A 24,635-nucleotide genomic window follows, 5' to 3' on the forward strand; every position below is an offset into this window, starting at 1 on the left:
AGAAGCGCAAGTAAAAACACATGTTGGGGCCGCCGCCTATCCTATAAATATGCTTGTATCCGCGACTGGATAGTAGCGGGTCGGACGCGACAGATTATGAAAGCGCCTCCTGAGCGTTGCCCATAGCAAGAATTTCATCCACCTGCTTGATCAAGCTCTGCGCATTGGTGAAGCCATAGTTAACCGCGTATGTTTTGCCGTTAGCATCGAGCAGTACGGTGGTGGGCACCGTCAGGACGTGATAGCGCTGCGCCAGTTCAGGCGAGTCGGCTATATCCACGTTCATGACCGAGACCACATTTCCCTTGGCCTCAACCACGCGACGCAGCACCGGAGCCTGCAAGATACGACATTGCCGATCTTCTTCGCTGCCAAAGGCAAGAATGCGCACCCGTACCGCGACGGGCGGATTACTCGTGCTTTCAACCACATCTTCACTTGCAGATACGTCAATACTGGAGGGAGGAGCGACAACCTCAACAGGTGCAACAACGTGCGTATGCCGCTGGTGCTCAAGTACAAAGCGGCGAGCAGCAAGCGCGAAAACAAGCACAAAGACAGCGATCAGCACGAAGGCAGCCAGCCATAAAATCAGATCAGACATAACAATCATACTCCCCGCCAAACGAATACGCCCTCACAGCCTGGAAGAAGCAGCCCTCCTTAAAGCCATGGGTAATTACAGAGACGCAGCCTATCTATTTTTCTATACGACTCCAAAAGCATAAGCAAAGAAACAGGGAACCAGCAATACAAGTACCCATAAAAGTATTTAATCACGAAAAACACGAGTTTGTACAGGTTTATTCTGTCTACTAACATAACGAACATAGCCACGGGTAGCAACTTATACCGGTGGTAGCAGGGATGCCCGCTTTTCCCGTAAGAAGGCCGCGATCTGTTCTGGCTCCTCTTTGTGGAGGGCGGAAGACTTTAGTTCGCTCAAAACTGAGCTCCACTGCTCTTTAGCGGGCAAATAACGGCTATCCAGGCCAACCAGTTCTTCAAAGATGCGTCGCTCCAGTTCATGCCACATCGAGCGATCGCGTCCATCGATATCGCCGTCATCGGGCACATAATCCTGGTCATTGGTCGCATTATCGATGCGTGTGTGGATGGGTTCGAAGTAGCGGCGCACCAGTTCTTCCATACGCTGCTGATCCAGAGAGCCCGCATCGAAGGCCAGCGTCCCGCTCAAATGGATCTGCACCACAGGCTCAACACCCTGATACGGCGGACCCTCACGGCGACAATAATCCTCCAGGCGCTGATATAATGCTTCTGGTTCCGGCAGACCATCTACCCGTAAATCATAACGTACAAAGGGTCTCCGACGACTCACTAAACGGACTGCGTGATGCACACGCTCTTTCTTCTCTGGATCAATGATGCGCCCGGGATCGTCGGTGTCGATCTCAACATAGTAGTAGCCGCGATCCTCCCACTGCGCTTCCTCCGCGCCACAGGTCTCGGTGGAACCGGGATTATACATCCAGCCATCGAACTCGTATGGCTTATGCACGTGGCCGAGCGCCAGGTAGTCGACATGGCCGGAAAGGGCCTGGAACTGTCCCATGGTTGGCAGACCCTGGACGCGTGGCACGATACCATCTACTCCTGTATGCATCATCAACAGGCGATAGGCGATGCCCTGCTCATTCTCCTCAGCCTCGGCCTCTTTTAAGGCCTGGGCCATCCCTTCCAGGGAACGCGAGGTAGCTGCCCCCTGCCATGGCAGGCCATAGACGCGCAACTGGCCATCCAGCAGATCAACATAGCTGCCCAACATGGTCTCGGGCTGCCAGGGTGTGAGTTGTGGCGCCCCATTCTGCATCACCGGAGCCAGCAGCTTGATGTATCCCTGATAACACAAAAACTGCAGCCACGACACGCCATCACGGTAATAGCTGCGATCATGGTTCCCCTCGATAGCGATCACCGGAATCTGCTGATCGTACAGCTTCTTCAGGCCCTCGATCGCATGGATCAGCGTCAAAGCGTCGATGGCACGCTTATTGAACAGATCACCGGCAATGACCACGAAATCCACGCGGCGCTCGATGGCCGTGTTGACCACATCCCAGAACGCGCGGCTAAAATCATTGAAACGCTCACGGACACCGTATTGCTCGTATCCCAGATGGGTATCGGCCACATGAATAAAAGAAGCTCGCATCTTTGTTCCAATTTCCCTCGTAGGTGCCGGGCTTGCCCCGGCTTTCTGGGCTTGCCCCGGCTTTTGCTAGGCGGGACCGGTCATCCAGGCGCGTACCGCCACGATAGCGATCACCAGCGCACCCAGGCTATAGATCAGCACATCTTTGCGCCTATCTTTTCCGTTGGTTGTAAAGCTCAGCCAGACCAGCGGAATGCCCAGGGCCACAATACCACCATATACATAGTGTAGATAATAAAGTCCAGTGCCGCCACCTGGCTTCAGTCCCAGAGCGACCATAGACAGGCCGAGCAGGCCCTGTAGCACCCCGAAAGCAAAGGCAACCAGCAATGAAATACGCCATGGCTTGATGTTCTCTCGTTTCTGAAAGTAAACGATGAGTCCCCAGATGCCAGCCACCAGTGCTGATAAAAAGACGAAATAGACATTATAGGTATGTAAGGTAAGGATAAAGTCAGCCACTGTATTACCCCTTCAGGCCCTTTGATAAGGGATTGCTTATCAAAGTTATTCTTTTTATCTGGGGGAAGTTGGAATTCCCCTGGCCTTACTATAGCGTGTCTGAGATTGGCTGACAAGATTATAAACACGGTGAAACCGTGTTTTATGCCGAAGATGCGTGCCTTCGGCATATGACTCGAGCGCCTGCGGCGCTCATAATACGTGAATAAGGGGTGAGAGGGCCGCGTTCCGCGGCCCTCTCACCCCTTATTCACGTATTATGACTCCATACATATGTTCAGGCACACTAGATTTAAATATTAGACGGCATGTAGGTCTGGATGACGTGCATGATGTCATCGACGGTAAAAGGTTTGGGCATGGTCTGATCGACCTGGAGCGTGGTGGCTTTGGCGAGCTGATCCAGGGCGGACATAAGGATGATGACATGCTGGCGGCGGCGCGCAGGGTCCTGGCTGAGCGCCTGGCAGAAATCGTAACCGCTTACGGCCGGCATCATCAGGTCCAGGAATATCAGGTAGCTCGTCCGCGGGTCGGCGGCGAGCATATCGAGAGCGTCGCGTCCGTTGCGAGCAACCTCGATGGAATACCCCTCCATATCCAGAATGTCGTTCATCATATCTCGAATGATGGCTTCGTCATCGACTACCAGAATTTTTTGTGGGGCATTCGATATTTCTTTTGCGTACATGCTTTAATTCTACCTATTCAACAGTATCAACGGGAGGGTTTACCAGGGGCAAATAAAAGCTAAAGGTTGATCCCTCATTGGCGACACTCTGCTCCAACCAGAGCTTCCCATGCATCGCCTCAACGAAACGACGGCAGATGTATAATCCCAATCCCGAGCCACGGACCGGAGTGGTCAATGAACGGGGGGCGCGTACAAATTTTTCAAAGATCTTCTGCTGATCGGCGGGCAGAATGCCTTCGCCTTGATCTTTGACGCGTACCAGTATAACAGCAATATCTTCATTGTCCAGCAATAACATCGGATCGGCCTGATCCTCGCTCAAAAGTGGCTCAACCTCTGAAAGCTGCAGGGAGGTAGCCGTGACCTGGATGATGGTGCCGGGCGGCGAGTATTTGGTGGCATTCTCCAGGAGATTGGTTAAGACCTGGCGTACCCGTGGCGCGTCGCCATTAATCCAGAGCCGGGGATCAATGCTCAAGGAGATGTCGTGTTCAGAGTTATGCGTCAGCATATTGACGGCGACTTCGGCCGCGGCCAGCACCTGTACGGCCTCTATATGCAGGTCCATCTTGCGATCACCAGGACCGATCTGAGCCGCTTCAGTGATGCTGGCGACCATATCGCTCAATTGCTGGGCCGCGACCGAGATTTTGGTAGCGAAGCGCAGCACCGTTTGCGGCGTGGCCCGCGCGCTCTGGCGCTTCAACTGGCTGGAATAGCCGCTGATGGCGGTGAGGGGGGTACGCAACTCATGGGAGGCGGTAACCAGGAACTCATCTTTCAGCTTGTCCATGCGCTCCAGGCGGGCATAGGCCTCCTCGCGCTGCTCAAAGAGAAGGGCGTTGCGAATCGCGCTGGCGGCCTGCGCGCAGACGGCCAGCACAGTCCCAACATCTTTGGGGCGAAAGAAACGATTGCCGTGCGGCGTCGGAACCGCCAGAAAGCCAATGAATTCCGTTTGATACGACATAGGCACCATCAATATATGCTCGATGCCCATTTCGCGCAGGAAGATCATCCCGCCCTCATTGCTCGATTTAGCCAGCTCATCTAATTTCGGTGGGTCCAGATAGAAAAAACCCTCATCAGCCATATGCTCAAGAAAGGTTCCTTTAAAGGGAAGCTGAATCATGTTAATCAGCGCGTCCGGCTCACCTTTATGGGGGGGCGTAATCACCGGCAGACCGCTGCCATCATCCACCATGCGCACGCTTGAAGGCGCGTAGAGGGCATGAGCCACCAGTTCCTCGGAGGTGGGTGATGGCTCAAAGAAGGCGCACAGGTCCACTTTGGTGATGGCGGCCACCGACTCGACCAGGTTGTTAAGCAGCTCGGTCACGTTCAATACGGAATTGATCGACTGCAGCGCGCTATTGATGGCTGCCAGTTGCGCCTCGCGCTGGCGTGCATCATTGAGGATAGCACGATCGCGTTCATATAATTTGGTGTTCTCAATGCTGACCGTAACGATCTGTGCCATCGCCTCCAGCACCTGAATCTCTTCATGCTGATAGGCGTCAGGCCGCATGCTCGTCAGACAGATGGTGCCGATCACGCGATTAAACATCTTCATTGGCAGTAATAGAAACGACTGCGTATGGCGCTGATCGCCCCAGACACCGCTAAGCAGTTCCTCGTAGGTCTGCGCCTTCTCGCTATCACGGGTCGGTGAAAACAGCAACGTCCGCTGCTCCTGCTGCGTCTCCCGCCACCAGACCGGTCGCTCGGTCTTGAGGCGCACGGTCGGCTTTTCCGCCAGGCCCTCGATCCGCTGACCATTGTTCATTGCGAAGATATCGTATAAACGATCCAGGTCACGATCGTAAAGGGTCAGCAGCATACCCGAGACATCCACCACGCGCTCCACGAATTGATAGATATTCTCCACCAGGTCTGAGAGTTTCACCGAGGTGGGAAAGACCGAGCTGATGCCCTGCAGCAACTGTAGATACTCGCTGGTGCGGAGCTGCTTGCGGCGCCGCTCCTCATCCTGCTGGCGCAACGTGCAATTCTGCAGGGCGAGCGCGATCCGCTCGCAGTAGTTTAAAGCCTCGCTACGCTGGCGCTGGAAATAGGCGGAGGTGGCCCCGACCGGCTCGTTATAAAAGTACAGCACCACCACACCCAGCACGCTGGCCAGCCGTGATTCTCCATACGCCTCATCCACCAACGTCGATTCCCGAATGGGTACAACCAGGTAGTAAGCTGGCGCCACATCATAGCGGGGAGGGATCGGCTGATTGGCCAGGAAATGCTTCATATAATGATCATGGCGCATCACAAAGGCTTCATTGTTATGCCAGCAATTCCCTATCAAATCCTGTCCCTGGGAGTAGGTCGCGCCGGGCATAAAAAGCTCGCACTGTTGTGGAAACACATCGACGATGTCATCTACGGCCGCAGCCCGCGCGTGAGGAAGAGAGGCCGGGGAGAGAGACACGACCTGCCGCGTCTCCTCCTCATCCTGGCCCAGATGGACCGTCGCACGTCTCCTGAGCGTATCGGACGGCTGGGGAGATAATTCATTAATTGCCAGGGGAGAACCTTGAGCGCTCGCCCGCGCACGCTTCCAGCGAGTATGCACCCCTACACGCATCAGACCGATCTTCTCATCATACAGGGCCATACAACCACCATCGGCACCAAAGCGCGTCATCATCTGTTTTAAAAGTAATTTCAGCAGTGATAAGGGATAGTTTTCTTCGGCCAATAAATCCGTTTCTCCCCATGTAGAGGTAGACATCCACAACTCCTCTTCTAGCCAAAGCGCTCAAAGGTGCGCTGAAAAATCGTCTAGCTGGCAACGAGCACGTGCTACACTAAATTTCCTAAAGCGTAGCATATCACACACATTAGCCATATTCAACATGACAGGCAGAACAGCTGTATAAATACAAACTTGATGCATAATATCAGTACGTATCAATGCATGTCCTGAGTGTAAAAATAGTATTTATTAACTATTATCTCTGCCAAAACGCAAACTCTGGCGCTTGTTTTGAAGGGCATATTGATCACGTTAGTACTATATCACTTGTTGACATATTAAACAACGTAATGCTACAGCCTGATATATATGAGCCGGTTGGATCATTTGACAAGCCAGCTATAGTGGGGCTATGATGCTACTTACGATGATACTTATTACCAGGGAAACACATACTACGCCTGTAGCGACGGATAACGTGCCTGCTAGCAAGCAGTAGGCCGAACAGACAACGCCTTGCACACTGGAGGAGCAAGTTATGTCAGAAACCATAGCCAATGGAACGATATTTCACACCCACACGCTCAGCAACGGTCTACAGATTGTTGGTCAGCCGATGCCAGACTTTGAATCGGTGGCAGTATCCTACTATGTATGTACAGGCTCACGTGACGAATATGATCCAGACATTGCAGGCGTCTCTCACTTTCTAGAGCACATGGTCTTCAAGGGCACACAGACCCTGGACTGGCAGGAGATCACGCTGGCCTTTAATAAGATCGGGGCCGAGCTCAATGCCTTCACCTCCCATGAGTCGACCGTCTACTACGCACGCGTGCTAGGCGAATACCTGGACCGGGCCCTTGAGCTACTTAGCGATATGATGTATCCGCGCCTGGATGAGACCGACTTCACGATGGAGAAAGAGGTTATCATCAATGAGATCGCGCGCTCCGAGGATCAGCCCTACAACCTCACCTATCGGCGCATGATGCAGGACTACTTCGCGGACCATCCCCTGGGGCACGATGTGCTGGGCACGCGCGAGAGCATTCGCAATCTGCGCGTCGAGCAGATGCGCGACTACTGGAAGCGCCGCTATGCCGCCAACAACCTGATTCTCTCGGTGGCCGGCAACTTTGACTGGGACCATATCGTCGAGATGGCTGAGAAGCACTGCAGCAACTGGCGCACCGGAGATAGCGGTCGCGACGTCGCCCACTACGAGCCCGCGGCCTCGCAACGCCATGTCATGGTCGATAAAAATCTCAAGCAGCAGATCATGATCATCGCCATGCCAGCCGTAGACATCAAGCATCCCGACTACTACGCGGCGGTCCTCGGTGGCAGCATCCTCGGCGACAGCGACGGCTCCCGCCTCTACTGGAACATCTACCAGCGCGGACTGGCCGAGTCCGCCAGCGCCGGTATCTGGGCCATGGAGGGCACGGGCATCATGCTGATGGAAGCCAACTCCACTCCCGAGGACGCGCCACGCGTTATCAAGATGCTCAATCAAGAGCTCGATAGCCTGCTCAACGACGGCGTCTTTGAAGATGAACTGCGCCGTGCCAAAGACAAATGGATCAGCGGCATCGTCCTCAGTAGCGAATCCACCTTCTCGCGTATGCGCTCCCTGGCCAACGACTGGGTCACCGAGGGACGCCTCATCAGCGTAGAGGAAGAGATCGAGCGCATTGAGAAGATCACGCCCGATGATGTAATGCGTGCCCTCAAACATTTCCCGATGCGCGACAAACAGATCGTCACCACCCTCGGTCCTTTAAGCGAGGCAGAGCTCTTCGCGTAAATGAATATACACACAGAAAAAGCCCTGGTGCATCGGCGCCCGGGCTTTTTCTGTGTGTATAACCCTGCAGGCATCAGACATTGACCCGCCGGTGAAGCTATGCTACAGTGGTTGCGACATATATATCCCGATAGACCTGATTGCTGACGTTGTAAGTGAAATGAGTTCTTTTTATGCCGTATCCCATTGATCCAATCGTGCTCTCCTATGTGCAGGCGGAGCAGCTACAGCAGGCGCAGAAGCAAGGTGAAAGCTCACTTGAACTTTCTCCCGACCTGGGTATCAGCACCATTACAGTACAGATCTCGCAGGATGGCGTCACCTTTCCAGAGGGGGAGCGGCTCAACTGGCAGCAGGTACAGAAGATTAAACGCGCCGAGGTCAACTGCTTTGTGCTCAATAGGGACGGCGAGATAGAGCCGATCCGCTTCTTTTCGGAGCATACCAATCGCATGTGCAGCCTGATGCCGACCAGGCACACGCCGACCATGTTGATCGCCGGCTTCACCATGCATCGTATCGTCAACATCGATCCGATGGAGGATACGCTCAAAAAGATGGCCGCCATCGCGCCCCTGACCGGCCGTGTGTTGGATACCGCCACCGGCCTGGGTTACACCGCCATCGAGGCGGCCAGAACCGCCAGCGAAGTCGTCACCATCGAAATAGATCCCGGCGCCCACTACATCGCGCGCCAGAACCCCTGGTCGCGCGACCTGTTCGCCAATCCCCGCATCACCCAGTTGATGGGCAGCTCTTATGATCTCGTTCCTACCTTTGAAGAGAACAGCTTCGACCGCATCATCCACGATCCCCCCGTCTTCAGCCTGGCCGGTGACCTCTACTCGGGCGTCTTCTACCGGCAGCTCTACCGCGTCCTCAAGCGCGGCGGGCGGCTCTTCCACTACATCGGTGACCTCAACAGCAAATCGGCGGGAACCGTCACCCGTGGCGCCCTCAAGCGCCTGCAAGAGTCCGGCTTCAAACGCGTCGTACGCCACCCCGAAGCATTCGGCGTCGTCGCCTATAAATAACCACCGCCCCCTCCCATAGGTTCGGACCTGGCGTCTGATTTTCCGTCCCCGGGCGGCCCCGTTCCCCCGAAGCGCATGTGTGCATCCATGTTGTCTCTTTGATGAGTATAAGTAATGAAGGTTACGACGTGCAGACGAAAGGATGCTCTTTATGCTACAACCAGAAGCTATCCTGAACCAGGCGCTTCAGGGGCCGCTGCCAGAGGACTGGCGCATGTTCAATGGCCAGGGCAGGCCATTGGGCCTGGCCATTTTCTCGGCCTTATTCGCCTTTATCTTCGTGGCCCTGCTGCAGCTTGCTCTGCTCTTCTTTCTGGGACCATTCGGCGTTTTAAGCTGGCTGGTGACTACGCCCGCCCATATCCCGGCTGGCATCCAACCCGCACTACATGCCACGAACTGGCAGAACTTTGTGCCCTCGCTGCTACACCTGAGCATGTTCTTCTGGCTGCTCCCGGTGCTGGTGGCCTTGCTGACCGCCCTACTAGAGTATCGGCGCGGCCACCGGGTGCGCACATCGGTATTGATTTTGACGCCCGAGGGTGTGGTGCAATGCATGAGCTATGCCTCTGCCAGCGGACGGCGCTTTAAGATTCTGGATTTCGCCGAGGTGCAGAAGTTGGCCCTGCACATGCGCTCGAATGACGATTCCAGCCAGGCGCACATATGGCTGGATGTACAACGGCTCAATGGTCGCAACGATCGCTGGCCCATCGACTCGCGCTATGGTTCCGTGGAGCAGATCGTACAGACCATCATCGAGAATCACGCCCTCTACGCCGCCCGTGGTCCGCGAGCCGCCTTGTAACGCCACAATCGAACGCGAGATGTTTTCATGGGAACGAGGATGGGCGGTCGGCAAGCTGGCAGATGGCTTTGACGCCCATGATCAGCTCTTCTTCTGTGGCGGCCAGCGAGATGCGCACGTATTCATCGGAGACGCTGCCGAAACCATGGCCGGGCGTGACCGTGACGTTGCTGGCGCTGATCAGGTCGAGCGCGAACTGGCGTCCACCCCGGGACTCACCATGGCGTCCGCTGACGTTGATGAGGGTATAGAATGCCCCGTGCGGCGTGTAGCTGTAGCGACCAAACTCTTTGAGCTGCTCCACCACCAGGTCGCGGCGGCGGCGATAGCTCTCGCGCATCTCGACCACGCAATCCTGGGGACCCGTAAGGGCGGCGGCGGCGGCCCGCTGCACGGGCGTGCTGATATTGGTCAGGTTCGCGTTGAGCACGTCCACGATCGTTTTGGTCAGTCGTGCACCGGCCACCACGTAGCCGATGCGCCAGCCGGTCATGGCATAGGTCTTCGAAAAGGTGTAGATGCCGATGAAGCGCCCGTCCTCAAACTCCTGGCGCGAGAGCAGGCTGGCCGGGCTCACATGCTCGCCCTCAAAGATGATCTGATCGTAGCATTCATCCGAGAGCAGATAGAGATCGTGGCGTTGCGCGAACGCGAGCAGCTCGGCCATGACCCGGCGCGGAAAGACGGCTCCGGTAGGATTGCCGGGCGAATTGATCATCAGCATACGCGTGCGGGGTGTCACCCGCTGCTCCAGCTGCTCAATGACCGGCAACCACTCGTTAGCGGGGTCCAGTGGATAGGTCACGGGAACGGCTCCGGCGATCTGCAATTGGGGCAGGTAGATGGGCCAGCAGGGGTCGGAGATCAGCACCTCATCCCCTGGATTGATGGTCGCCAGCAGGGAGGCCAGGAGGCCGCCGGTACCGCCCATGGAGATAGCGATATTCTCGGGACCTACCGTGTAGCCGTTGACGCGCACGATCTTCTCGGCCAGCAGTTCACGCAGCCAGGGCCAACCGCTGGCCGGTCCATAGGTCTGCACCTCGCCAGCGATACTGTCGATGGCCGCCTGGCGAATATGTTCGGGGGTACGGAAGTTCGGCTCGCCGATCTGCAGCCGAATGGGCGGCGGCAACCGCTCACCACGCGCCTCGGCCTCGCGCTGCAGCTGATCAGCATAAGCTCCCAGCGATACGATATCAGGAACAGGAAGTTGATGGAGTTCGGGTTTACCAAATTTCATATAGATTTGCTCACGTTCCACACTTAAACTACCGGCACAGACGTTGTAACAGGCCACTGACCAGGGCGATACGCACCGGAAGCGGCTCCAGCTCGATATATTCATCGGGATTATGGGCCAGGCCGCCGGTCGCTCCCAGACCATCGAGGGTCGGCACGCCCAGAGGGGCCGTTGTATTGGCGTCCGACGCCCCACCACTGGACACATCCTCGATCTCCAATCCCAGGTCGGATCCCGCAGCCTGCGCCAGATGTACCAGTTTCAGGCTGCCCTCGGTACGCTCAAAGGGCATATTGCTGACGCCTCCCGATAGCACCACGCGCGTCCCCTCCAGCACCGTATGGGAGATCACATCGCGTATAGCCGCCTCAATGGCCTCCAGGCCGGCGCGATCGCTCACGCGCACATCGATCTCACAATAGGCATAATCGGGCACAATATTGGTGCGCCCACCGCCCTTGATAATCCCCACATTCAGGGTCGCGCCTGGAATCGTACCATTAATAGCCTGCAAGGCGATCACCTGGTGTGACAGCTCCAGAATAGCGTTGCGCCCCTTCTCAGGTTCCACGCCGGCATGAGAGGAGACTCCGTGCGCCTCCACGCGATAATTAGCGATCCCCCTGCGGGATGAGACCACGCGATTGATGATGCGTCCCGGCTCCAATACCAGCACGGCGTCCGACTCGCTGGCCAGCTTGCGGATTAAGGGACGACTGGAGTGCGAGCCGATCTCCTCATCGCTATTGCAGACAAAGGTGACCGACTGATAGTTGGCCATCTGCGACTCGATCAATAGCTGCACAGCATAGATGCCGATCAGTACGCCCGACTTCATGTCCAGCACACCAGGTCCTTTGGCGATCTCCACGCCATCCAGCTGCTTGCGCGAAAAGGGGCGCCGCCGGGCCTCGCCATCGGGGAAGACCGTATCTATGTGGCCGATCAACAGCAGCCGGGGGCCCTGTGGATTCGTACCTCTATGGACCGCCACCAGGTGATTTCCATACTGCTGTTGCTCATCGAAATAGGTCTGGCAGCCGAGCCGCTGCAAGCGCTGCTGCAGCCAGAGTCCCAGCCGATCAACCCCCTGTTTGACATAGGTGCCAGAATCGATATCCACCATCGCCTGTAGATCGGTCAGAAACGGCTCCATCATCGATTCGGCCTTCTCCAGCAAGTTATTCTTCGGCATGCCATGCTCCCCCTTCATCATGCAATGCAGTAGTTGCTGCGACCAACACCATCCATTTTAATATGTCGCAACACTCAAGATTACAAGTATATCAATCGTAGGGTAGCAGCCAGAAGCAAAGCTTGTCAATGGACAGGCAAGGATTTCATTAAACTCTCATTCGCGTTCTCTTCTTCGGGGAGCGTGGGCATGCGCTCTAACTTCGCGACTGGCGAAAATATGACCAACAGACAAACCGTTGCCAGAGCTGCTGCCCCTATCAGGAGCGTTGGGCGCAGACCTATTGTATTGCCAAGAAATCCACCCAACAGACTGCCAAGCGGGATAAAGCCCCAGGTCAGGAAGCGATAACTAGCATTCATCCGTCCCAGCAGATGGTTTGGGGTCACGGCCTGGCGCAGGCTGACGACATAGATATTATAAATGGTTAATGCCATCCCGGTCAGAAACGCGATCAGCGCGAAGATGAGTGTGCCATTCAGGGCATCCGAAGCAAAAGAGTAGAGCAGTGGCGATAAGCAGAGTACCAGCATCACTATGACCATGATTGAGCCCAGCTTGAAGCGGCGCTCCAGGGGACGGATCAAGAATGCTCCTAACAGGGAGCCCACATTGCCGACGGAGAGGGTAAGGCTGAGCGCGCCCGGAGTGATATGCAACTGCTGCAAACCTGTAACAACTCTGGGCATCATTTCTCTTCACATACATGCTTGAAACCGTCTTTTCACATCACCAGTATGCGGGAGGGTGAAGCTGCTTACCAGGGGATAGCAAGCCAGCTAGCGGACAAATCCTGCCATTTTTATGAAGATGGTACAATAGGCTCAGCATGCAAATATATCAGTTTTGAGAGGGGTTGTGACTTATGCCAATTGCACTTATCGTTCATGGTGGCGCCGGAGACATCAAAGAGGAGCGGTTCGAGGGGGCCAAAACAGGTTGTAAAGAAGCCGCGCAGGTCGGCTGGCGCGTCCTACAGGCCGGTGGAAGCGCGCTCGACGCGGTCGAGGCCGCCGTCCGGGCGCTGGAAGATAATCCAGACTTTAACGCGGGCCGGGGCTCCTGCTTGAATCAAGAAGGCAAGATAGAGATGGATGCCGGCATCATGGATGGCTATGGCTTGCACACAGGGGCCATTGCCGGCGTAGAGTTGATTCAGAATCCGATTACGCTGGCACGCCGCGTCATGGAAAGCCAGCATACATTTCTCATTGGTGCCGGAGCCCAGTTCTTCGCCCGCGAACACGGCATCGCCCCGTGCCGCCATGAAGATCTACTCACGGAGCGCCAGTTTAACGCCTGGAAAAACCACACGCATAGCTCCCTGACCTACGAGGCGAAATCAGATCCCCAGCAGGAAAAGCCAGAGAAGCATGGAACCGTCGGAGCCGTAGCGATCGATAGCGCGGGCCGACTGGCAGCCGCCACCTCGACCGGTGGCATGGCGAACAAATATCCTGGCCGCGTCGGTGACTCTCCGCTGGTAGGCTGTGGTTTCTACGCCGACGAACACGCCGCCATCTCATGCACCGGCTACGGAGAAGATTTTACGCGCCTGATGATCGCCCAGCGCGCCGCCTCCTACGTGGCGCAGGGAATGGATGCCCGCCAGGCTGGAGAGGCCGCGATCGACTTCCTCAGCAAGCACGCCGAAGGTGACGGCGGCCTGATCATCGTCGATCGCCATGGCAATGTCAGCAAAGCCAAAAACAGCAAATGCATCGCCCACGCCTACATCAACGAGCAGATGACGGAGCCTGTGGCCGGCATCATATAACCGCCTTCCCTCCACGCACCGTAGGTTCGGCCCTTGCGGCCGATTTCTCCTCGCCGCATAAACATGCATCTCATATTCGTTTCCGTGGTCCTCGCGTTTGGGGAACATGGGTGTGCGTGGAGGGGAAATCGGCCGCAAGGGCCGAACCTACGCTGGGACGTTTCCGCGCGTGGAGGGGAAATCGGCCGCAAGGGCCGAACCTACGATCCTCTTTTTCGCCGCATCCTTGCATCATCGGAAACTTGACATAATAATAAACACTGGGTACTATTATGCAATAGCGACAAGTAATCGATTACTGTTTATTTTTGTTTATTGAAAGGCAGAATAGCCATCTTAAAAACACAGCGTTAGTGTCGAATATGCAAGGAGGATAGAGCATGTTTCATCGACGCAGGATGCAGCTTATCTCGATAACAGGTGCCTTACTCACGTTAATGATGCTTGTCGCGGCACAAATGGTCAATGTACCGTCGGCCCATGCCGCCGCCAGTGTGACTCCGGACCAGTTCAAGGGGGTGAACTGGGCTGATCCACGAGACAACTTCGCCAATGATGCCGTGGTGCCGTCAGGTCTATCGACGGCGGATAACTATCCTACCACCTACGCCAAGGCAAGCGCGATCATCCATGGCTTCGCGGTCAATCTGCACTCGAATACGGTAAGATTGCCGATCAATCCCTATACCGTGAACGGTCCTTTCTGGCACTCATATACTGGCGCGATCAAGGCCGCCACAGACCAGGGCTTCAAAGTTATCCTGAGCTACTGGGAGGGAACCGGTGCGTACCAGGATGGCAAGATCGATAATCTGACCGCCTTCTGGAAGATGTGGAAGACCGTTACCGACCGCTATCATAGCAACAAGCTGGTCTACTTCGAGCCGATGAATGAGCCACACGGTTACAGCGAGAGCGATTGGGCCAACATCGTCGCGCAATGGATCGGCACATACCACTCGGTCTCCATAGATCACCTCTTTGTCAGTGGGGCCGGCTATAACGACCATGTTAACACCATCTGCACAGACAGTCGCTTCACTGGTGCCTTCTTCTCCCTGCACAACTATGGCTTCTGGAATCCAACCCAGGCCAGCTATGATGCCTGGATCAATGATTTCAAGAGCCGCATCGGGTCCTGTGCCTCGCGTACCGTTGTCGACGAGTGGGGAGCCCCGATGACCACTGGCTGGGATTACAATGGTCCGATCAATAATAACGCCTACATCGCTTACGTGCAGGCTGGCACAGACCTTATGCGCTCGTGGCACATGGGTTCGGTCTACTGGCCTGGACTGCGCAACGGTGATAGCTATAGCATGGAGACGCTCAACGGCAGCGGAACAAATCTCACCCTGACCAACAATAACGCTTCGGGCGTGAGTCGTCTCGATCATTCTTACGGCCTCTAACGTTCCCATCCCTGACCGTACAGAAGCAACAAATAGATACGCCGGTTGAACAATCTTATCGATGTTCAACCGGCGTTTTTATCAGATCGGGCGCCGCGATAAATAGTACCGCTTAATGAATGATGACGGTTGAGATATAATAGCCAACGCCAAAGAAGAGGGCAAAGAGCAGCAAGCCCAACAGGATGAGCAGAGGCATATTGACACGTTTAGGCTGATCATCTGTCTCGTAGGCAGCCTGGCGAGCAGCCGCCAGTTTGGCGCTCATGGTCGTATCAAACGAGGTCGGCGCGTCATTTTGCTCCACCATCACCATCTGCCTGTTGGGCTCGGAGATGGGAGCATAATCGGCACCAGAGCGAGCAACCTCGCGGGCACCACCTAGTGGCTGACTCAGCAGGCCGGTGGAGCGTCCCCGCGCGAATTGCGGCTGCGGCACCCGTAGCCCCGCGTCCTCTTTTACCTGGTAAGCGGGAGACAACTGGCCGGATGAAACGGGAGGTGCGGGTGGCTCTAAAGTCTCGGCCAGCCCTTTCAGTTCGGCGTGCAAAGCTTCTGGAGTAGAAATATATTGAGGATGCTGGCGCACAACCGTACGCGCGATAAGTTCACACAGTTCAGGGGGAGCGTTACGCATAAAGCGCAGCCGGCCATCGACCGGCGGCTCGATGGCGCGCGCATCGGGATTGCGGCCCGCCAGCAGTTGATAGAGTAATAGTCCCACAGCGTGGGTATCGTCGGCCCGACGCCCGTCGCTGGCCACACCCGGATCCAATTCTGGATCGGCCACAACGGGGCTACCACCGCCCCCGATATTATTCCACGCCGTAAAATAGAGCATATCGGCCGGCAAGGCGAAGTTATTCACCCGCACCGCTCCGCGGCGATCGCGAATAATCGCCGATGGTGTCAGGTCTCCATGACAGACCTTACGCACAGGGGTGCCCGCGTACATCAAGGCCTGACAGATCTGCACGCCCAGGTCAACTACATAATAAGGAGAGAGTTGCGATTGCAGCAACGTGCCAAAATCATCACCGTCCACGTATTCCTGCACAATATACAACGCATCAGGTTCAACGATCAGGTCGTAGATGTCAATGATATTGGGATGTGCAAATTGCGCGGTCGCACGAATCGCAGCGCGATACGCTGGAATGTGCTCGGTTGCCGCGGACTTTATCGCGACAACTCGTTGCAATACCTGATCGAACCCCTGGTAGACAGTACAGGTTTGCCCCTGTTGTACCAAACGCTGTAGCAGGTAGCGTCTTTGAATGACCCGGCCTGTTTCCACTGTAAGCCTCTCAAGATTACGCACTTATACTTCCTTGCATCCAGATAAGTAAGTGTTCAAGCTCCAAACACAACATGACAAATCTGAATGTCATAAGCATTATAGGTCTTGTAACGCTAATGTAACTGCGCCCACAAGTGGAGCCTCCGATCCGAGGCTACTCTGGGCGATACGTAAAGATTGACTTGCCTCAGGAAGGCACAATTCCTGAATACGTTCCCTTAGCGGCGCGATCAAAAGCTCGCCTCCGCTGGCTCCTGGACCACCTAGAATGATCAGGCTAGGATTTACCAGTTGCACGATGTTAGCCAGAGCCAGGCCCAGATAGGTACGAACATCATGCACGACCCGCTGAGCGATCTGGTCTCCTTCAGCTGCTAGCTTAAATATTTGTTCAACAGTAATGCGTTCCGCGCGGCCATCGGTCACCCGGCGTATAGCCGCCTCGGTCTCAGGATATTCTATGGAGAGTCCGATCATCGTGCGCACAATCGCGTAGGCCGACGCGATCGCCTCCAGGTGTCCCCGACCGCCGCAGGAGCAGAGGGGGCCATCCTCCTTCACGACGATATGGCCAACCTCGCCAGCTATGCCGGTCGCGCCATGATAGATACGACCATTCACCGCCAGCCCGCCGCCGATACCGCGCCCGAGCCCAAGATACAAAACCGCTCGCTCGCCACGACCAATGCCATGCACCACTTCTGCCAGAGCAGCCGCATTCGCATTATTATCAATAATACACGGCACGCCTAACTTTTCGGAAAAGTAGTCCTGTAACGGAAAATCATCCCAACCGTGCGCATGATGGAGACGCTTCACAATGCCCAACCTGGCATCAACCAACCCTCCCACCGCCACACCAACGCGTAGAACGCGCCCATCGTGCAAATAATCTGGCTTCGTCACCTCAGCAATCATTTCATCGAGCAACTGCAACACAGATTGGCTATCGGGAACATACTCCTGGGGACGGCGAACACGATGCAAAATATTACCATTAAGATCTGCCAGGGCCACAGATTGGCGCGCTCCACTACCACTTAATTCAATACCGACCACATACCCCTGCGTGGCCAGCAAATTACCACTGTTGCGCTGCTTCACAGACTGGCCTGAAAAAGCTTCAGTCCCAGCGGCGGTTCTATCTGAAGTGGGCTGTGTAGTCACGGTTCGCTCTCCCTTCAATTCCTCACCAGAAACACATGGTTGGAATCTAAGCTTGCTGCCACCCAGACAAAGAAATAAAATTACCGTGTAGTGTATGCCATTTTGCCAGGCGACAGAGTGGTTGCACCTGAGCTCAGTCTGGATGCTCGGAATTTAGATGATCCCATTATAAGGATTGAGCATTACTGGGACAACGGGTTTAGTATATCATACAGAATTAGTAACGCAAAGTTCGCTAGGATGCCTGTCCCAGTTTTTATCAATACTAGCCCATTATTGTACAGCTAACTATTTACATTCTCTCATCTATAGCATATAGTTTGCGATAGATGTGGAGGAAAACGCCCAATCAATCCGTTTCGTTTGTAACTACAGTGCCATTCATTCCTGCTCTCGTGCCATAGCAGGACACATCTCACCCTGTATCTAGACACGCCATTGTGTTTCACCCATATCAACACCATCGTTTATACACCCCATGGGGACAGAAAGGAAAAAGCATGGCAGATCCACGCTTACAGAAGCTGGCAAAAGTACTGGTTAACTACTCGCTGGCCCTTCAACCGGGCGAGACCTTTTCCTTAAAGGGACCTGCGATTGCTGCTCCATTGATCAAAGAGATTTACCGCGAAGCTATTCGTGCCGGTGCCCACGTTACACCTTCTATCACACTGGATGGAATGGGAGAGATTTTCTTTAAGGAAAGCGGTGATGAGCAGATCCAGTACATTTCGCCGGTCACTGAGTTTCAGATCAACCATTTCGATGCACAATTCACCATCATCGCCGACGAAAACACCAGGGCGCTAAGCCACATCGATCCCCAGAAGATGGCGGCGCATAGCGCGGCCCAGGCGGGGATCGCCAAACGCTTCATGGAGCGCTCCGCCACCAATGATCTACGCTGGTCTCTCACCCTCTATCCCACGCAGGCCCATGCCATGGATGCCGGTATGTCGCTGAGCGAATACGAAGACTTTGTCTTTAACGCCGGCCTGCTCGACCAGGATGATCCGGTGGCCGCCTGGAGAAAAGTGCAGGCAGATCAGCAGCATATCGTCGATTACCTGGATCAGCACGATGAGATCCATATCGTCGCCCCTGGCACCGACCTTACCTACCACGTCGCCGGTCGCAAATGGATCAACTGCGCGGGAGACAAGAATTTTCCGGACGGCGAGGTGTTCACCGGTCCGATCGAGAACTCGGTCAACGGCTATGTCAGCTTCACCTATCCTGCGGTCTACAACGGTAACGAGGTCGAAAATGTACGCCTGGTCTTTAAAGATGGCAAGGTGGTCGAGAGCAGCGCCGGCCGGGGAAAAGATTTCCTCGACGCCATGCTCGATATGGACGCCGGTTCCCGCTATCTGGGCGAGGTGGCTTTCGGCCTCAACTATAACGTGCAGAGCTTCACCAAAGAGATCCTCTTCGACGAGAAGATCGGCGGCACCATGCACATGGCGCTGGGCGCCGGCTATCCCGAAACCGGCTCGACCAACGAGTCCGGATTACACTGGGACATGGTCTGTGATCTGCACGAGGGGAAAGTGTTCGCCGATGGAGAGCTCTGCTACGAAAATGGGAAGTTTATCATTTAGCGCTGTAAGCGCATAGTATTTCCCTCCGCCTGGGGGCGCTGACGCCCCCAATCTTTTTTCAATATAAGCGAAGTTGTTCGACATGCGCTGTGCGCATGTCGAACAACTTCGCTTATATTAATATGGTGTGTTCAAGGATGGTTGGGGGCTGGTTGGCGGTGAATTGGGGTAGCCAGACCTGGAGGCGCGCGAGTTCGTCTTCGTCTACCTCAAGGGGGCCACAGTGGGTATGGTTAAGGCGCGCGCCTTCCAGGTGGGCGCCGTAGAGGTTGGCGCCAGACAGGCTGGCATGGCTGAGGTCGGCCGTTTCCAGGTGGGCGCCGCGCAGGTCCGCGCCGAGCAAAGACACCCGCCGCAGGTTGGTGCCCTCAAGATGGGCGCCACGCAGGTCCGCGCCTTCCAAGTGGGCGGGATAGCGGCCGGTGAGGGAGACGACCTCCAGATGGGCGCGAATCAGGTTGGCTCCCTCCAGGTGGACACCGCCCATGTCGCTGCCGGTCAGGACCGCTCCGGAGAGGTCGGCACACTGGAGATAGGCGCCACCGAAATTAGTTTCGGCCGCGTAGAGCGCGCTCAGATCCGCGTACTCAAAGTGGACATAGCTGAAGTCGGCATGGGAAACGGTGGCGCGGCTGAGGTCCGCCCCGCGCAGATGCGCGCCAACCAGGTAGGCTCCGCTCAGATCGGCACCGCTCAGGCAGGCGCCATTGATATGGGCGCCGATCAGGTTGGTCTCGATCAGAAAGGCACGCTTCAGAGTTGTGCCCTCCAGGTTGGCGCCACCCAACTCAGCCAGTTGGAGGGAGGATTCGCACAGACTGGCACCATTTAAGTAGGTCCCGTTGAGGGCCGCACCCTGCAACTGCGCGCCATCCAGCAGAGCTCCTTCAAGATGGGCGCGCGCCCACTCGCGCTCTTCATCGTTGGCGGGCAGCCAGTCGGTCCAGACCAGGCCAGCCAGCAGGCGTGAAAGGGGGAGATGGCTCAGATCCACATCGCGCAGGTTGGCGCCGCGCAGATCCAGTCCCCGGCGTGTTCGCTGTTCCAGCACGCGCCAGTCCACAGGACCCCGCTCCTGCTCATGGATAGATAGCAGCCACTCCACATCGGCCCGTGTCAGAGGCTGGTCGCGAAAAGGATAGCGTCCCAGAGAGATATCGGGCTCCACAGCGAGGCGCTCCCGCAAGAATCGCTGCCGCTCCGGTCCGATGACAGGTTCTCGGCGCCAGGACTGTCCCTGTCCACGCCAGTGGCGTGGCCAATCAGACCCAAAGGATGATTCCGGTATTGTCATAATAAAAAAACACTTCTATTCAGATACTGAAAGTTTCCGTTGAAAGACCAGGCAGACGAAATCAACCGTGGTGGTGAAATCGGCCAGTTCTGCCAGGCGCGCCTGGCTCTCGGTTGACTGATGCCAGTAATTAGGGGTCATCACCACGAGCTGCTCAATCTCGCCTTGTTCCAGTTCCAGCTTATAGGTCAAGGTGTGCAGCGCCAGCAGATCGAAAGTGCCAGCGAACTGCTCAATGACGTGTTGCTGCTTGTTTTCTTCGATATTCAACAGGTGTAACGAATGGCGTAGCTCTTCCAGGTGGTGAGAGCCGGGAATGATAATCAGCAAGGGTGCGCCGGGCTGCAGTACACGGGCATATTCAGCGACGTTGCGGGGCGCGAATACATTGACCATGCCGGTCAGCGCCTGTTCGACCAGCGGCAGCGCCTCTTTCAAATTGGCCACCAGGAAGGATGAGCCAGGATAACGCCTGGCGGCCAGCCGAATCGCGTCTTTGGAAATATCGATCCCTACCCCCTGCATGTATCCATAGTCATTGCTCAACGATTGCTGCAGGCGGCCCAGATAATATCCTTCCCCACAGCCCGCGTCCAGGATACGCAACGGACCCTCTATAGTGTCCGGCAGATGTACGCGCAGCAGGCGATTCAACAGGTCTGATACAGGTTCGTAGTAGCCCTGGTCAAAGAAGGCACGCCGCGCCACCACCATCTCTTTTGTGTCCCCAGGAAGCTTCTTGCGCAGCAGATTTACATACCCCTCTTTGGCCACATCAAACGCATGGCCGCGCTCACAACGCAGCGTCGCCTGCTCGAAGTTCAGCGGCATTCTACACACGGGACAGACCAGTATCGGCGCAACATCAGTCAATACCATCGACTTTTTTACTCAACTTTTCTGTTCGTTTACTTTCTCCACATCATATGACGAACGAGCAAGGCTACTCAAATAGTCATATCCATATTCGCCCAATTAAAGGTGTATGATAGAATGATAACAGGGTAACATTGTACTCATGATGTAAGGTTTTGTGAACTTAAAAAGAAGAAGCGTAGCGAGGATGAATAGCATGGAATACGCAGTGCTCGGCGGCGGTGCGTTAGGATTAATGGCTGCATACCGGCTTACCCAGGCCGGTCATTCAGTGATGGTCTTTGAACGTGAAGGAATGGCTGGTGGCCTGGCTTCGAGCTTCAAGGTTGGCGATACCTGGCTCGAGAAATTTTATCACCATATTTTCCGGTCTGATAAGATGGCGATTCAAGTCATTGAAGAATTAGGATTGGGGGATCGCCTGGAGTGGCAGCATCCACGTACCGTGAGCATGGTTGGTGGTGAGAATCACCAGCTGGATGATCCTATTTCGCTGCTCAAGTTCAAGCCCCTGACGATGTATGAGCGTCTGCGTGTGGGGGCGACGCTGGCCTTTCTCAAGGTCGCCAATCCCTCCTGGCTGGAGGGGAAGACCGCCGATCCCTGGCTGCGCCACTGGATGGGCGCGCGTCCGTATCAGATGATCTTTGAGACGCTCTTCGTTGGTAAGTTTGGCAAGCTCTACGATCAGATCGCCCTGCCCTGGTTCTGGGCGCGCATCCACGATCGCACATCTCAGCTCGGCTATGTGCGCGGCGGCTTCCAGCTGGTCTATGAACGACTGGTGGAGTATATCACGCAACACGATGGCAAGGTATTGCTCAACACTACCGTTGAAGAGGTAATCCAGAAAGAAAAAGGTTGGACCATCAAGACCAATCAGGGGAGCTGGGATTTTGATCGCGTCATCTCAACTCTGCCGACACGGCTCAGCTGCAAATTGATCCTGGCCTTACCAGAAGAGTATCGTCAGAAGTACGACTGGGGACAGGCCTATGGCGCCCAGTGCTTGATCCTGGCCCTGGACCGCAAACTGACCGATAGCTACTGGATCAATATCTGCGACCGGGGTTATCCCTTCACCGGCATCTTTGAGCACACCAACTTCCGCGATCCCGCCGAATACGGCGGTCGTCACCTGGTCTATCTCGGCAACTATCGGCCCATGGATGATCCCATCTTCAAAAAAGATAAGGAAGAGCTGATCAAAGAGTTCACGCCCGCCATCCAGAAGTTGGCCCCCAACTTTCAAACGGACTGGATACAGGAGAGCTGGCTCTTCTCCGCGCCATATGCCCAGCCGATCGTCACCACCGATTATCGCCAGCACATTCCCAGCCTGCAGCCTCCGCTGCCTAATCTGTGGATCGCCAACATGTTCCAGATCTATCCACACGACCGTGGGCAGAATTATTCGCTAGAACTGGCGGATAAACTCGTCAAGCAGATACTCTGATAAACACAACTTTTCCCGTTCTTCTGTACATCGCAGGAGCGGGAAAAGGGAAAAACGATTTTTTTTGAAAAACCCCGTGAAAAGCAACCTGAGAGCTTGTAAAAAGATTGTGGGATGTGCTATACTATGTGTGAGCAGATCAGGAACGCGGCTCACGCGTAATTATCTGCATCGTTGTCAGTCAAGCGTAGACTCAGCTCGTGGATAGTGTTCAGTGGGTTTATAGCATGAATGTCACCGGGGTGTAGCGCAGTCGGCTAGCGCGCAGCGTTCGGGACGCTGAGGTCGGAGGTTCAAGTCCTCTCACCCCGACCAGGATGGCACATACTTCCCCTTATTGGGGTCAGGAGCATCAAAATCCATCAGGATCGTTAGTGCGAACAGACAGAAGTATGTGCCATAATTTTTATCCTCAGGCACAAAGGAGATCATCGAATGCAGGGATATCAGATCTATAGCACCGCCAGCATTAATGGCTGCTATCTGATGAGTCTGCACGCCATCGCGAGTACCGAAAGTGCTCAAACGCTGATGGGCAGAAGGGATCCTGCTGTGCCTGTTTCTCCTGGACATGCAATGCACTCCCAACCTTATCCACCAAGTCGTCGCAGGCGGCGCTAGGGGCGCAGGATCGGCTTTCAGCACGAATCCGTCCTTTTTCTCCCTCCGCTGTCTGTATGTGTCATTCATCGGCTCTGACAGAGAGGAAGGAAAGCCATTCATGCCTGTTCTTGTGTTGAATTCCTCATTACAACCTCTCTCGGTCATTCCGGAGCGCCGTCTCATCGTATTGCTGTCAAAACATAAAGTGACATTCGTAGATGAGAATGTTCGAGAATTGATCGAGGAGAGCATTCAGTTACGTCGTCTTGAGCTAGAGCGTCCCGTTATTGTGCAGCTGCTGGCAAACGTGCGTGTGCCACGGGTAGTTCTGCAGCCCACGCGTACCAATATCCTGCTGCGGGATGATGAAACCTGCCAGTACTGCGGCAAGCGAAGTCGCGACCTGACGCTCGACCACATTATTCCACGCTCACGTGGTGGACAGAGCACGTGGGAGAATCTGGTTGCCTGCTGCAAACACTGCAACGGCAAAAAAGGGAATCGCCTCTTAAAGGATGTCAATATGCATCTTCTGCGCCAGCCGCGCGCGCTGACACAGGAGTACGCTGGTTTCTTCCTGCTGCGCTATCCAAAGCTGCGCGAAGCATACGAGCAGTTTCTGCTTAGTGCCATGGGCGTTCCCGCCACCAAAGTACATGGAAGTCACGGTTTAAGTGCTTAGTACTGAATTGATATATAAAGTCACTGTTATTATTCTTCTTGCTTCAGTCCACATAATTTTTCGCGCCTGCGGCGCTTGAACATACTGATGGCGAGGTCGGATACAATGCATGATCGCACATTGTATCCGACCTCGCCATCAGTATGTTTTGGTGCATCGATGCTGCTGCTCAGAAGAAGAGCTCGCATTAAATGTTGCCATTGGAGGAGGAAGCTCCATTGCCACCTGTTATGGTGCCACTCACCTGGCCACTATTATCTACCTGTAGCTTCATCTGTACTTGAAGCTGGCTGTTGTCGGTCGTACTGTTTAAGTTCGCGCTCATATTCCACTGGTTA

Annotated in this window: 22 protein-coding genes and 1 tRNA gene; 10 read left to right on the forward strand and 13 right to left on the reverse strand. The window is 55.2% G+C overall.

The genetic code is table 11. The features are described from left to right. Nucleotides 1–94 precede the first annotated feature (94 nt). From AABA21_RS23885 to AABA21_RS23905, 5 genes are all read right to left on the reverse strand, one after another. On the reverse strand, nt 95–604 hold the full coding sequence (locus AABA21_RS23885) for a thioredoxin family protein (protein ID WP_338254166.1): 510 nt from the start codon (nt 602–604) through the stop codon (nt 95–97). Nucleotides 605–847: 243 nt separating this feature from the next. Further along, nucleotides 848–2,176 carry a metallophosphoesterase family protein gene (locus tag AABA21_RS23890; protein ID WP_338254167.1) on the reverse strand — a complete coding sequence of 443 codons (1,329 nt, stop codon included), beginning with the start codon at nt 2,174–2,176 and terminating at the stop codon, nt 848–850. A gap of 66 nt (nt 2,177–2,242) precedes the next feature. Beyond that, nucleotides 2,243–2,638: a hypothetical protein gene (locus AABA21_RS23895; protein ID WP_126595924.1), complete on the reverse strand. Its 396-nt coding sequence runs from the start codon at nt 2,636–2,638 to the stop codon at nt 2,243–2,245. 292 nt (nt 2,639–2,930) lie between these two features. Then, nucleotides 2,931–3,329, reverse strand: a complete 399-nt coding sequence (locus AABA21_RS23900; protein WP_338254168.1) for a response regulator — start codon at nt 3,327–3,329, stop codon at nt 2,931–2,933. A gap of 13 nt (nt 3,330–3,342) precedes the next feature. After that, nucleotides 3,343–6,075: a sensor histidine kinase gene (locus tag AABA21_RS23905; protein ID WP_338254170.1), complete on the reverse strand. Its 2,733-nt coding sequence runs from the start codon at nt 6,073–6,075 to the stop codon at nt 3,343–3,345. A gap of 502 nt (nt 6,076–6,577) precedes the next feature. Between AABA21_RS23905 and AABA21_RS23910 the strand changes: the two genes are divergently transcribed. From AABA21_RS23910 to AABA21_RS23920, 3 genes are all read left to right on the forward strand, one after another. Continuing rightward, complete coding sequence (locus tag AABA21_RS23910; RefSeq protein WP_338254171.1) at nt 6,578–7,849, forward strand: M16 family metallopeptidase; 1,272 nt, start codon at nt 6,578–6,580, stop codon at nt 7,847–7,849. A gap of 173 nt (nt 7,850–8,022) precedes the next feature. Then, entirely contained in the window at nt 8,023–8,883 is an 861-nt protein-coding gene (locus AABA21_RS23915; protein ID WP_338254172.1) for a class I SAM-dependent methyltransferase, read from the forward strand. Nucleotides 8,884–9,034: 151 nt separating this feature from the next. After that, nucleotides 9,035–9,691 carry a hypothetical protein gene (locus AABA21_RS23920; RefSeq protein WP_338254173.1) on the forward strand — a complete coding sequence of 219 codons (657 nt, stop codon included), beginning with the start codon at nt 9,035–9,037 and terminating at the stop codon, nt 9,689–9,691. 25 nt (nt 9,692–9,716) lie between these two features. On the opposite strand, the gene AABA21_RS23925 is transcribed toward AABA21_RS23920, so the two are convergent. From AABA21_RS23925 to AABA21_RS23935, 3 genes are all read right to left on the reverse strand, one after another. Further along, entirely contained in the window at nt 9,717–10,934 is a 1,218-nt protein-coding gene (locus AABA21_RS23925) for a pyridoxal phosphate-dependent aminotransferase (protein WP_338254174.1), read from the reverse strand. A 28-nt stretch (nt 10,935–10,962) separates the two neighbouring features. Further along, entirely contained in the window at nt 10,963–12,129 is a 1,167-nt protein-coding gene (locus AABA21_RS23930) for a M20 family metallopeptidase (protein ID WP_338254175.1), read from the reverse strand. Nucleotides 12,130–12,254: 125 nt separating this feature from the next. Next, nucleotides 12,255–12,821, reverse strand: a complete 567-nt coding sequence (locus AABA21_RS23935) for an MFS transporter (protein WP_338254176.1) — start codon at nt 12,819–12,821, stop codon at nt 12,255–12,257. Nucleotides 12,822–12,994: 173 nt separating this feature from the next. Between AABA21_RS23935 and AABA21_RS23940 the strand changes: the two genes are divergently transcribed. Continuing rightward, the gene (locus AABA21_RS23940) at nt 12,995–13,906 is read left to right on the forward strand and encodes an isoaspartyl peptidase/L-asparaginase family protein (RefSeq protein WP_338254177.1); all 912 of its coding nucleotides are present in this window, start codon (nt 12,995–12,997) and stop codon (nt 13,904–13,906) included. Nucleotides 13,907–14,286: 380 nt separating this feature from the next. Beyond that, entirely contained in the window at nt 14,287–15,318 is a 1,032-nt protein-coding gene (locus AABA21_RS23945) for a cellulase family glycosylhydrolase (protein WP_338254178.1), read from the forward strand. Between the two features lie 112 nt (nt 15,319–15,430). On the opposite strand, the gene AABA21_RS23950 is transcribed toward AABA21_RS23945, so the two are convergent. Together AABA21_RS23950 and AABA21_RS23955 are read right to left on the reverse strand one after the other, a co-directional pair. After that, nucleotides 15,431–16,639 carry a protein kinase domain-containing protein gene (locus AABA21_RS23950; RefSeq protein ID WP_338254179.1) on the reverse strand — a complete coding sequence of 403 codons (1,209 nt, stop codon included), beginning with the start codon at nt 16,637–16,639 and terminating at the stop codon, nt 15,431–15,433. A gap of 75 nt (nt 16,640–16,714) precedes the next feature. Beyond that, nucleotides 16,715–17,785: an ROK family protein gene (locus AABA21_RS23955; RefSeq protein WP_338254180.1), complete on the reverse strand. Its 1,071-nt coding sequence runs from the start codon at nt 17,783–17,785 to the stop codon at nt 16,715–16,717. 500 nt (nt 17,786–18,285) lie between these two features. Here AABA21_RS23955 and AABA21_RS23960 point away from each other — a divergent pair, with 500 nt between their 5' ends. Next, nucleotides 18,286–19,386 (forward strand): aminopeptidase, encoded by a 1,101-nt coding sequence (locus AABA21_RS23960; protein ID WP_338254181.1) that lies wholly within the window; start codon nt 18,286–18,288, stop codon nt 19,384–19,386. Nucleotides 19,387–19,498: 112 nt separating this feature from the next. Here AABA21_RS23960 and AABA21_RS23965 read toward each other — a convergent pair whose 3' ends face one another. Beyond that, the gene (locus AABA21_RS23965) at nt 19,499–20,680 is read right to left on the reverse strand and encodes a pentapeptide repeat-containing protein (protein ID WP_338254182.1); all 1,182 of its coding nucleotides are present in this window, start codon (nt 20,678–20,680) and stop codon (nt 19,499–19,501) included. Nucleotides 20,681–20,695: 15 nt separating this feature from the next. Beyond that, on the reverse strand, nt 20,696–21,559 hold the full coding sequence (locus AABA21_RS23970; RefSeq protein ID WP_338254184.1) for a putative RNA methyltransferase: 864 nt from the start codon (nt 21,557–21,559) through the stop codon (nt 20,696–20,698). 193 nt (nt 21,560–21,752) lie between these two features. Between AABA21_RS23970 and AABA21_RS23975 the strand changes: the two genes are divergently transcribed. The 4 genes from AABA21_RS23975 to AABA21_RS23990 all read left to right on the forward strand — a co-directional run bounded on the left by AABA21_RS23975 (nt 21,753) and on the right by AABA21_RS23990 (nt 24,297). Next, nucleotides 21,753–23,012, forward strand: coding sequence for an NAD(P)/FAD-dependent oxidoreductase (locus AABA21_RS23975; RefSeq protein WP_338254186.1), 1,260 nt, complete (start codon nt 21,753–21,755; stop codon nt 23,010–23,012). 238 nt (nt 23,013–23,250) lie between these two features. After that, nucleotides 23,251–23,327, forward strand: a tRNA-Pro gene (locus AABA21_RS23980). Between the two features lie 120 nt (nt 23,328–23,447). Then, the gene (locus tag AABA21_RS23985; protein ID WP_338254188.1) at nt 23,448–23,633 is read left to right on the forward strand and encodes a hypothetical protein; all 186 of its coding nucleotides are present in this window, start codon (nt 23,448–23,450) and stop codon (nt 23,631–23,633) included. Nucleotides 23,634–23,733: 100 nt separating this feature from the next. Next, a complete protein-coding gene (locus AABA21_RS23990; RefSeq protein ID WP_338254189.1) occupies nt 23,734–24,297 on the forward strand; it encodes an HNH endonuclease in 564 nt (187 codons plus the stop codon). Between the two features lie 187 nt (nt 24,298–24,484). Here the strand turns inward: AABA21_RS23990 and AABA21_RS23995 are convergent, their stop codons facing one another. After that, the gene (locus AABA21_RS23995; RefSeq protein ID WP_338254190.1) at nt 24,485–24,622 is read right to left on the reverse strand and encodes a hypothetical protein; all 138 of its coding nucleotides are present in this window, start codon (nt 24,620–24,622) and stop codon (nt 24,485–24,487) included. Between the last annotated feature and the right edge of the window lie 13 nt (nt 24,623–24,635).

This window comes from Dictyobacter halimunensis (assembly GCF_036245075.1).

Excerpts from the sequence above, each read along its gene's own strand:
- AABA21_RS23920 (WP_338254173.1), top strand. The coding sequence starts at position 9,035 with ATGCTACAACCAGAAGCTATCCTGAACCAGGCGCTTCAGGGGCCGCTG.
- AABA21_RS23925 (WP_338254174.1), bottom strand. The coding sequence starts at position 10,934 with ATGAAATTTGGTAAACCCGAACTCCATCAACTTCCTGTTCCTGATATC.
- AABA21_RS23940 (WP_338254177.1), top strand. The coding sequence starts at position 12,995 with ATGCCAATTGCACTTATCGTTCATGGTGGCGCCGGAGACATCAAAGAG.
- AABA21_RS23900 (WP_338254168.1), bottom strand. The coding sequence starts at position 3,329 with ATGTACGCAAAAGAAATATCGAATGCCCCACAAAAAATTCTGGTAGTC.
- AABA21_RS23910 (WP_338254171.1), top strand. The coding sequence starts at position 6,578 with ATGTCAGAAACCATAGCCAATGGAACGATATTTCACACCCACACGCTC.
- AABA21_RS23990 (WP_338254189.1), top strand. The coding sequence starts at position 23,734 with ATGCCTGTTCTTGTGTTGAATTCCTCATTACAACCTCTCTCGGTCATT.
- AABA21_RS23890 (WP_338254167.1), bottom strand. The coding sequence starts at position 2,176 with ATGCGAGCTTCTTTTATTCATGTGGCCGATACCCATCTGGGATACGAG.
- AABA21_RS23905 (WP_338254170.1), bottom strand. The coding sequence starts at position 6,075 with ATGTCTACCTCTACATGGGGAGAAACGGATTTATTGGCCGAAGAAAAC.
- AABA21_RS23885 (WP_338254166.1), bottom strand. The coding sequence starts at position 604 with ATGTCTGATCTGATTTTATGGCTGGCTGCCTTCGTGCTGATCGCTGTC.
- AABA21_RS23915 (WP_338254172.1), top strand. The coding sequence starts at position 8,023 with ATGCCGTATCCCATTGATCCAATCGTGCTCTCCTATGTGCAGGCGGAG.
- AABA21_RS23965 (WP_338254182.1), bottom strand. The coding sequence starts at position 20,680 with ATGACAATACCGGAATCATCCTTTGGGTCTGATTGGCCACGCCACTGG.
- AABA21_RS23935 (WP_338254176.1), bottom strand. The coding sequence starts at position 12,821 with ATGATGCCCAGAGTTGTTACAGGTTTGCAGCAGTTGCATATCACTCCG.
- AABA21_RS23975 (WP_338254186.1), top strand. The coding sequence starts at position 21,753 with ATGGAATACGCAGTGCTCGGCGGCGGTGCGTTAGGATTAATGGCTGCA.
- AABA21_RS23945 (WP_338254178.1), top strand. The coding sequence starts at position 14,287 with ATGTTTCATCGACGCAGGATGCAGCTTATCTCGATAACAGGTGCCTTA.
- AABA21_RS23995 (WP_338254190.1), bottom strand. The coding sequence starts at position 24,622 with ATGAGCGCGAACTTAAACAGTACGACCGACAACAGCCAGCTTCAAGTA.
- AABA21_RS23985 (WP_338254188.1), top strand. The coding sequence starts at position 23,448 with ATGCAGGGATATCAGATCTATAGCACCGCCAGCATTAATGGCTGCTAT.
- AABA21_RS23960 (WP_338254181.1), top strand. The coding sequence starts at position 18,286 with ATGGCAGATCCACGCTTACAGAAGCTGGCAAAAGTACTGGTTAACTAC.
- AABA21_RS23930 (WP_338254175.1), bottom strand. The coding sequence starts at position 12,129 with ATGCCGAAGAATAACTTGCTGGAGAAGGCCGAATCGATGATGGAGCCG.
- AABA21_RS23970 (WP_338254184.1), bottom strand. The coding sequence starts at position 21,559 with ATGGTATTGACTGATGTTGCGCCGATACTGGTCTGTCCCGTGTGTAGA.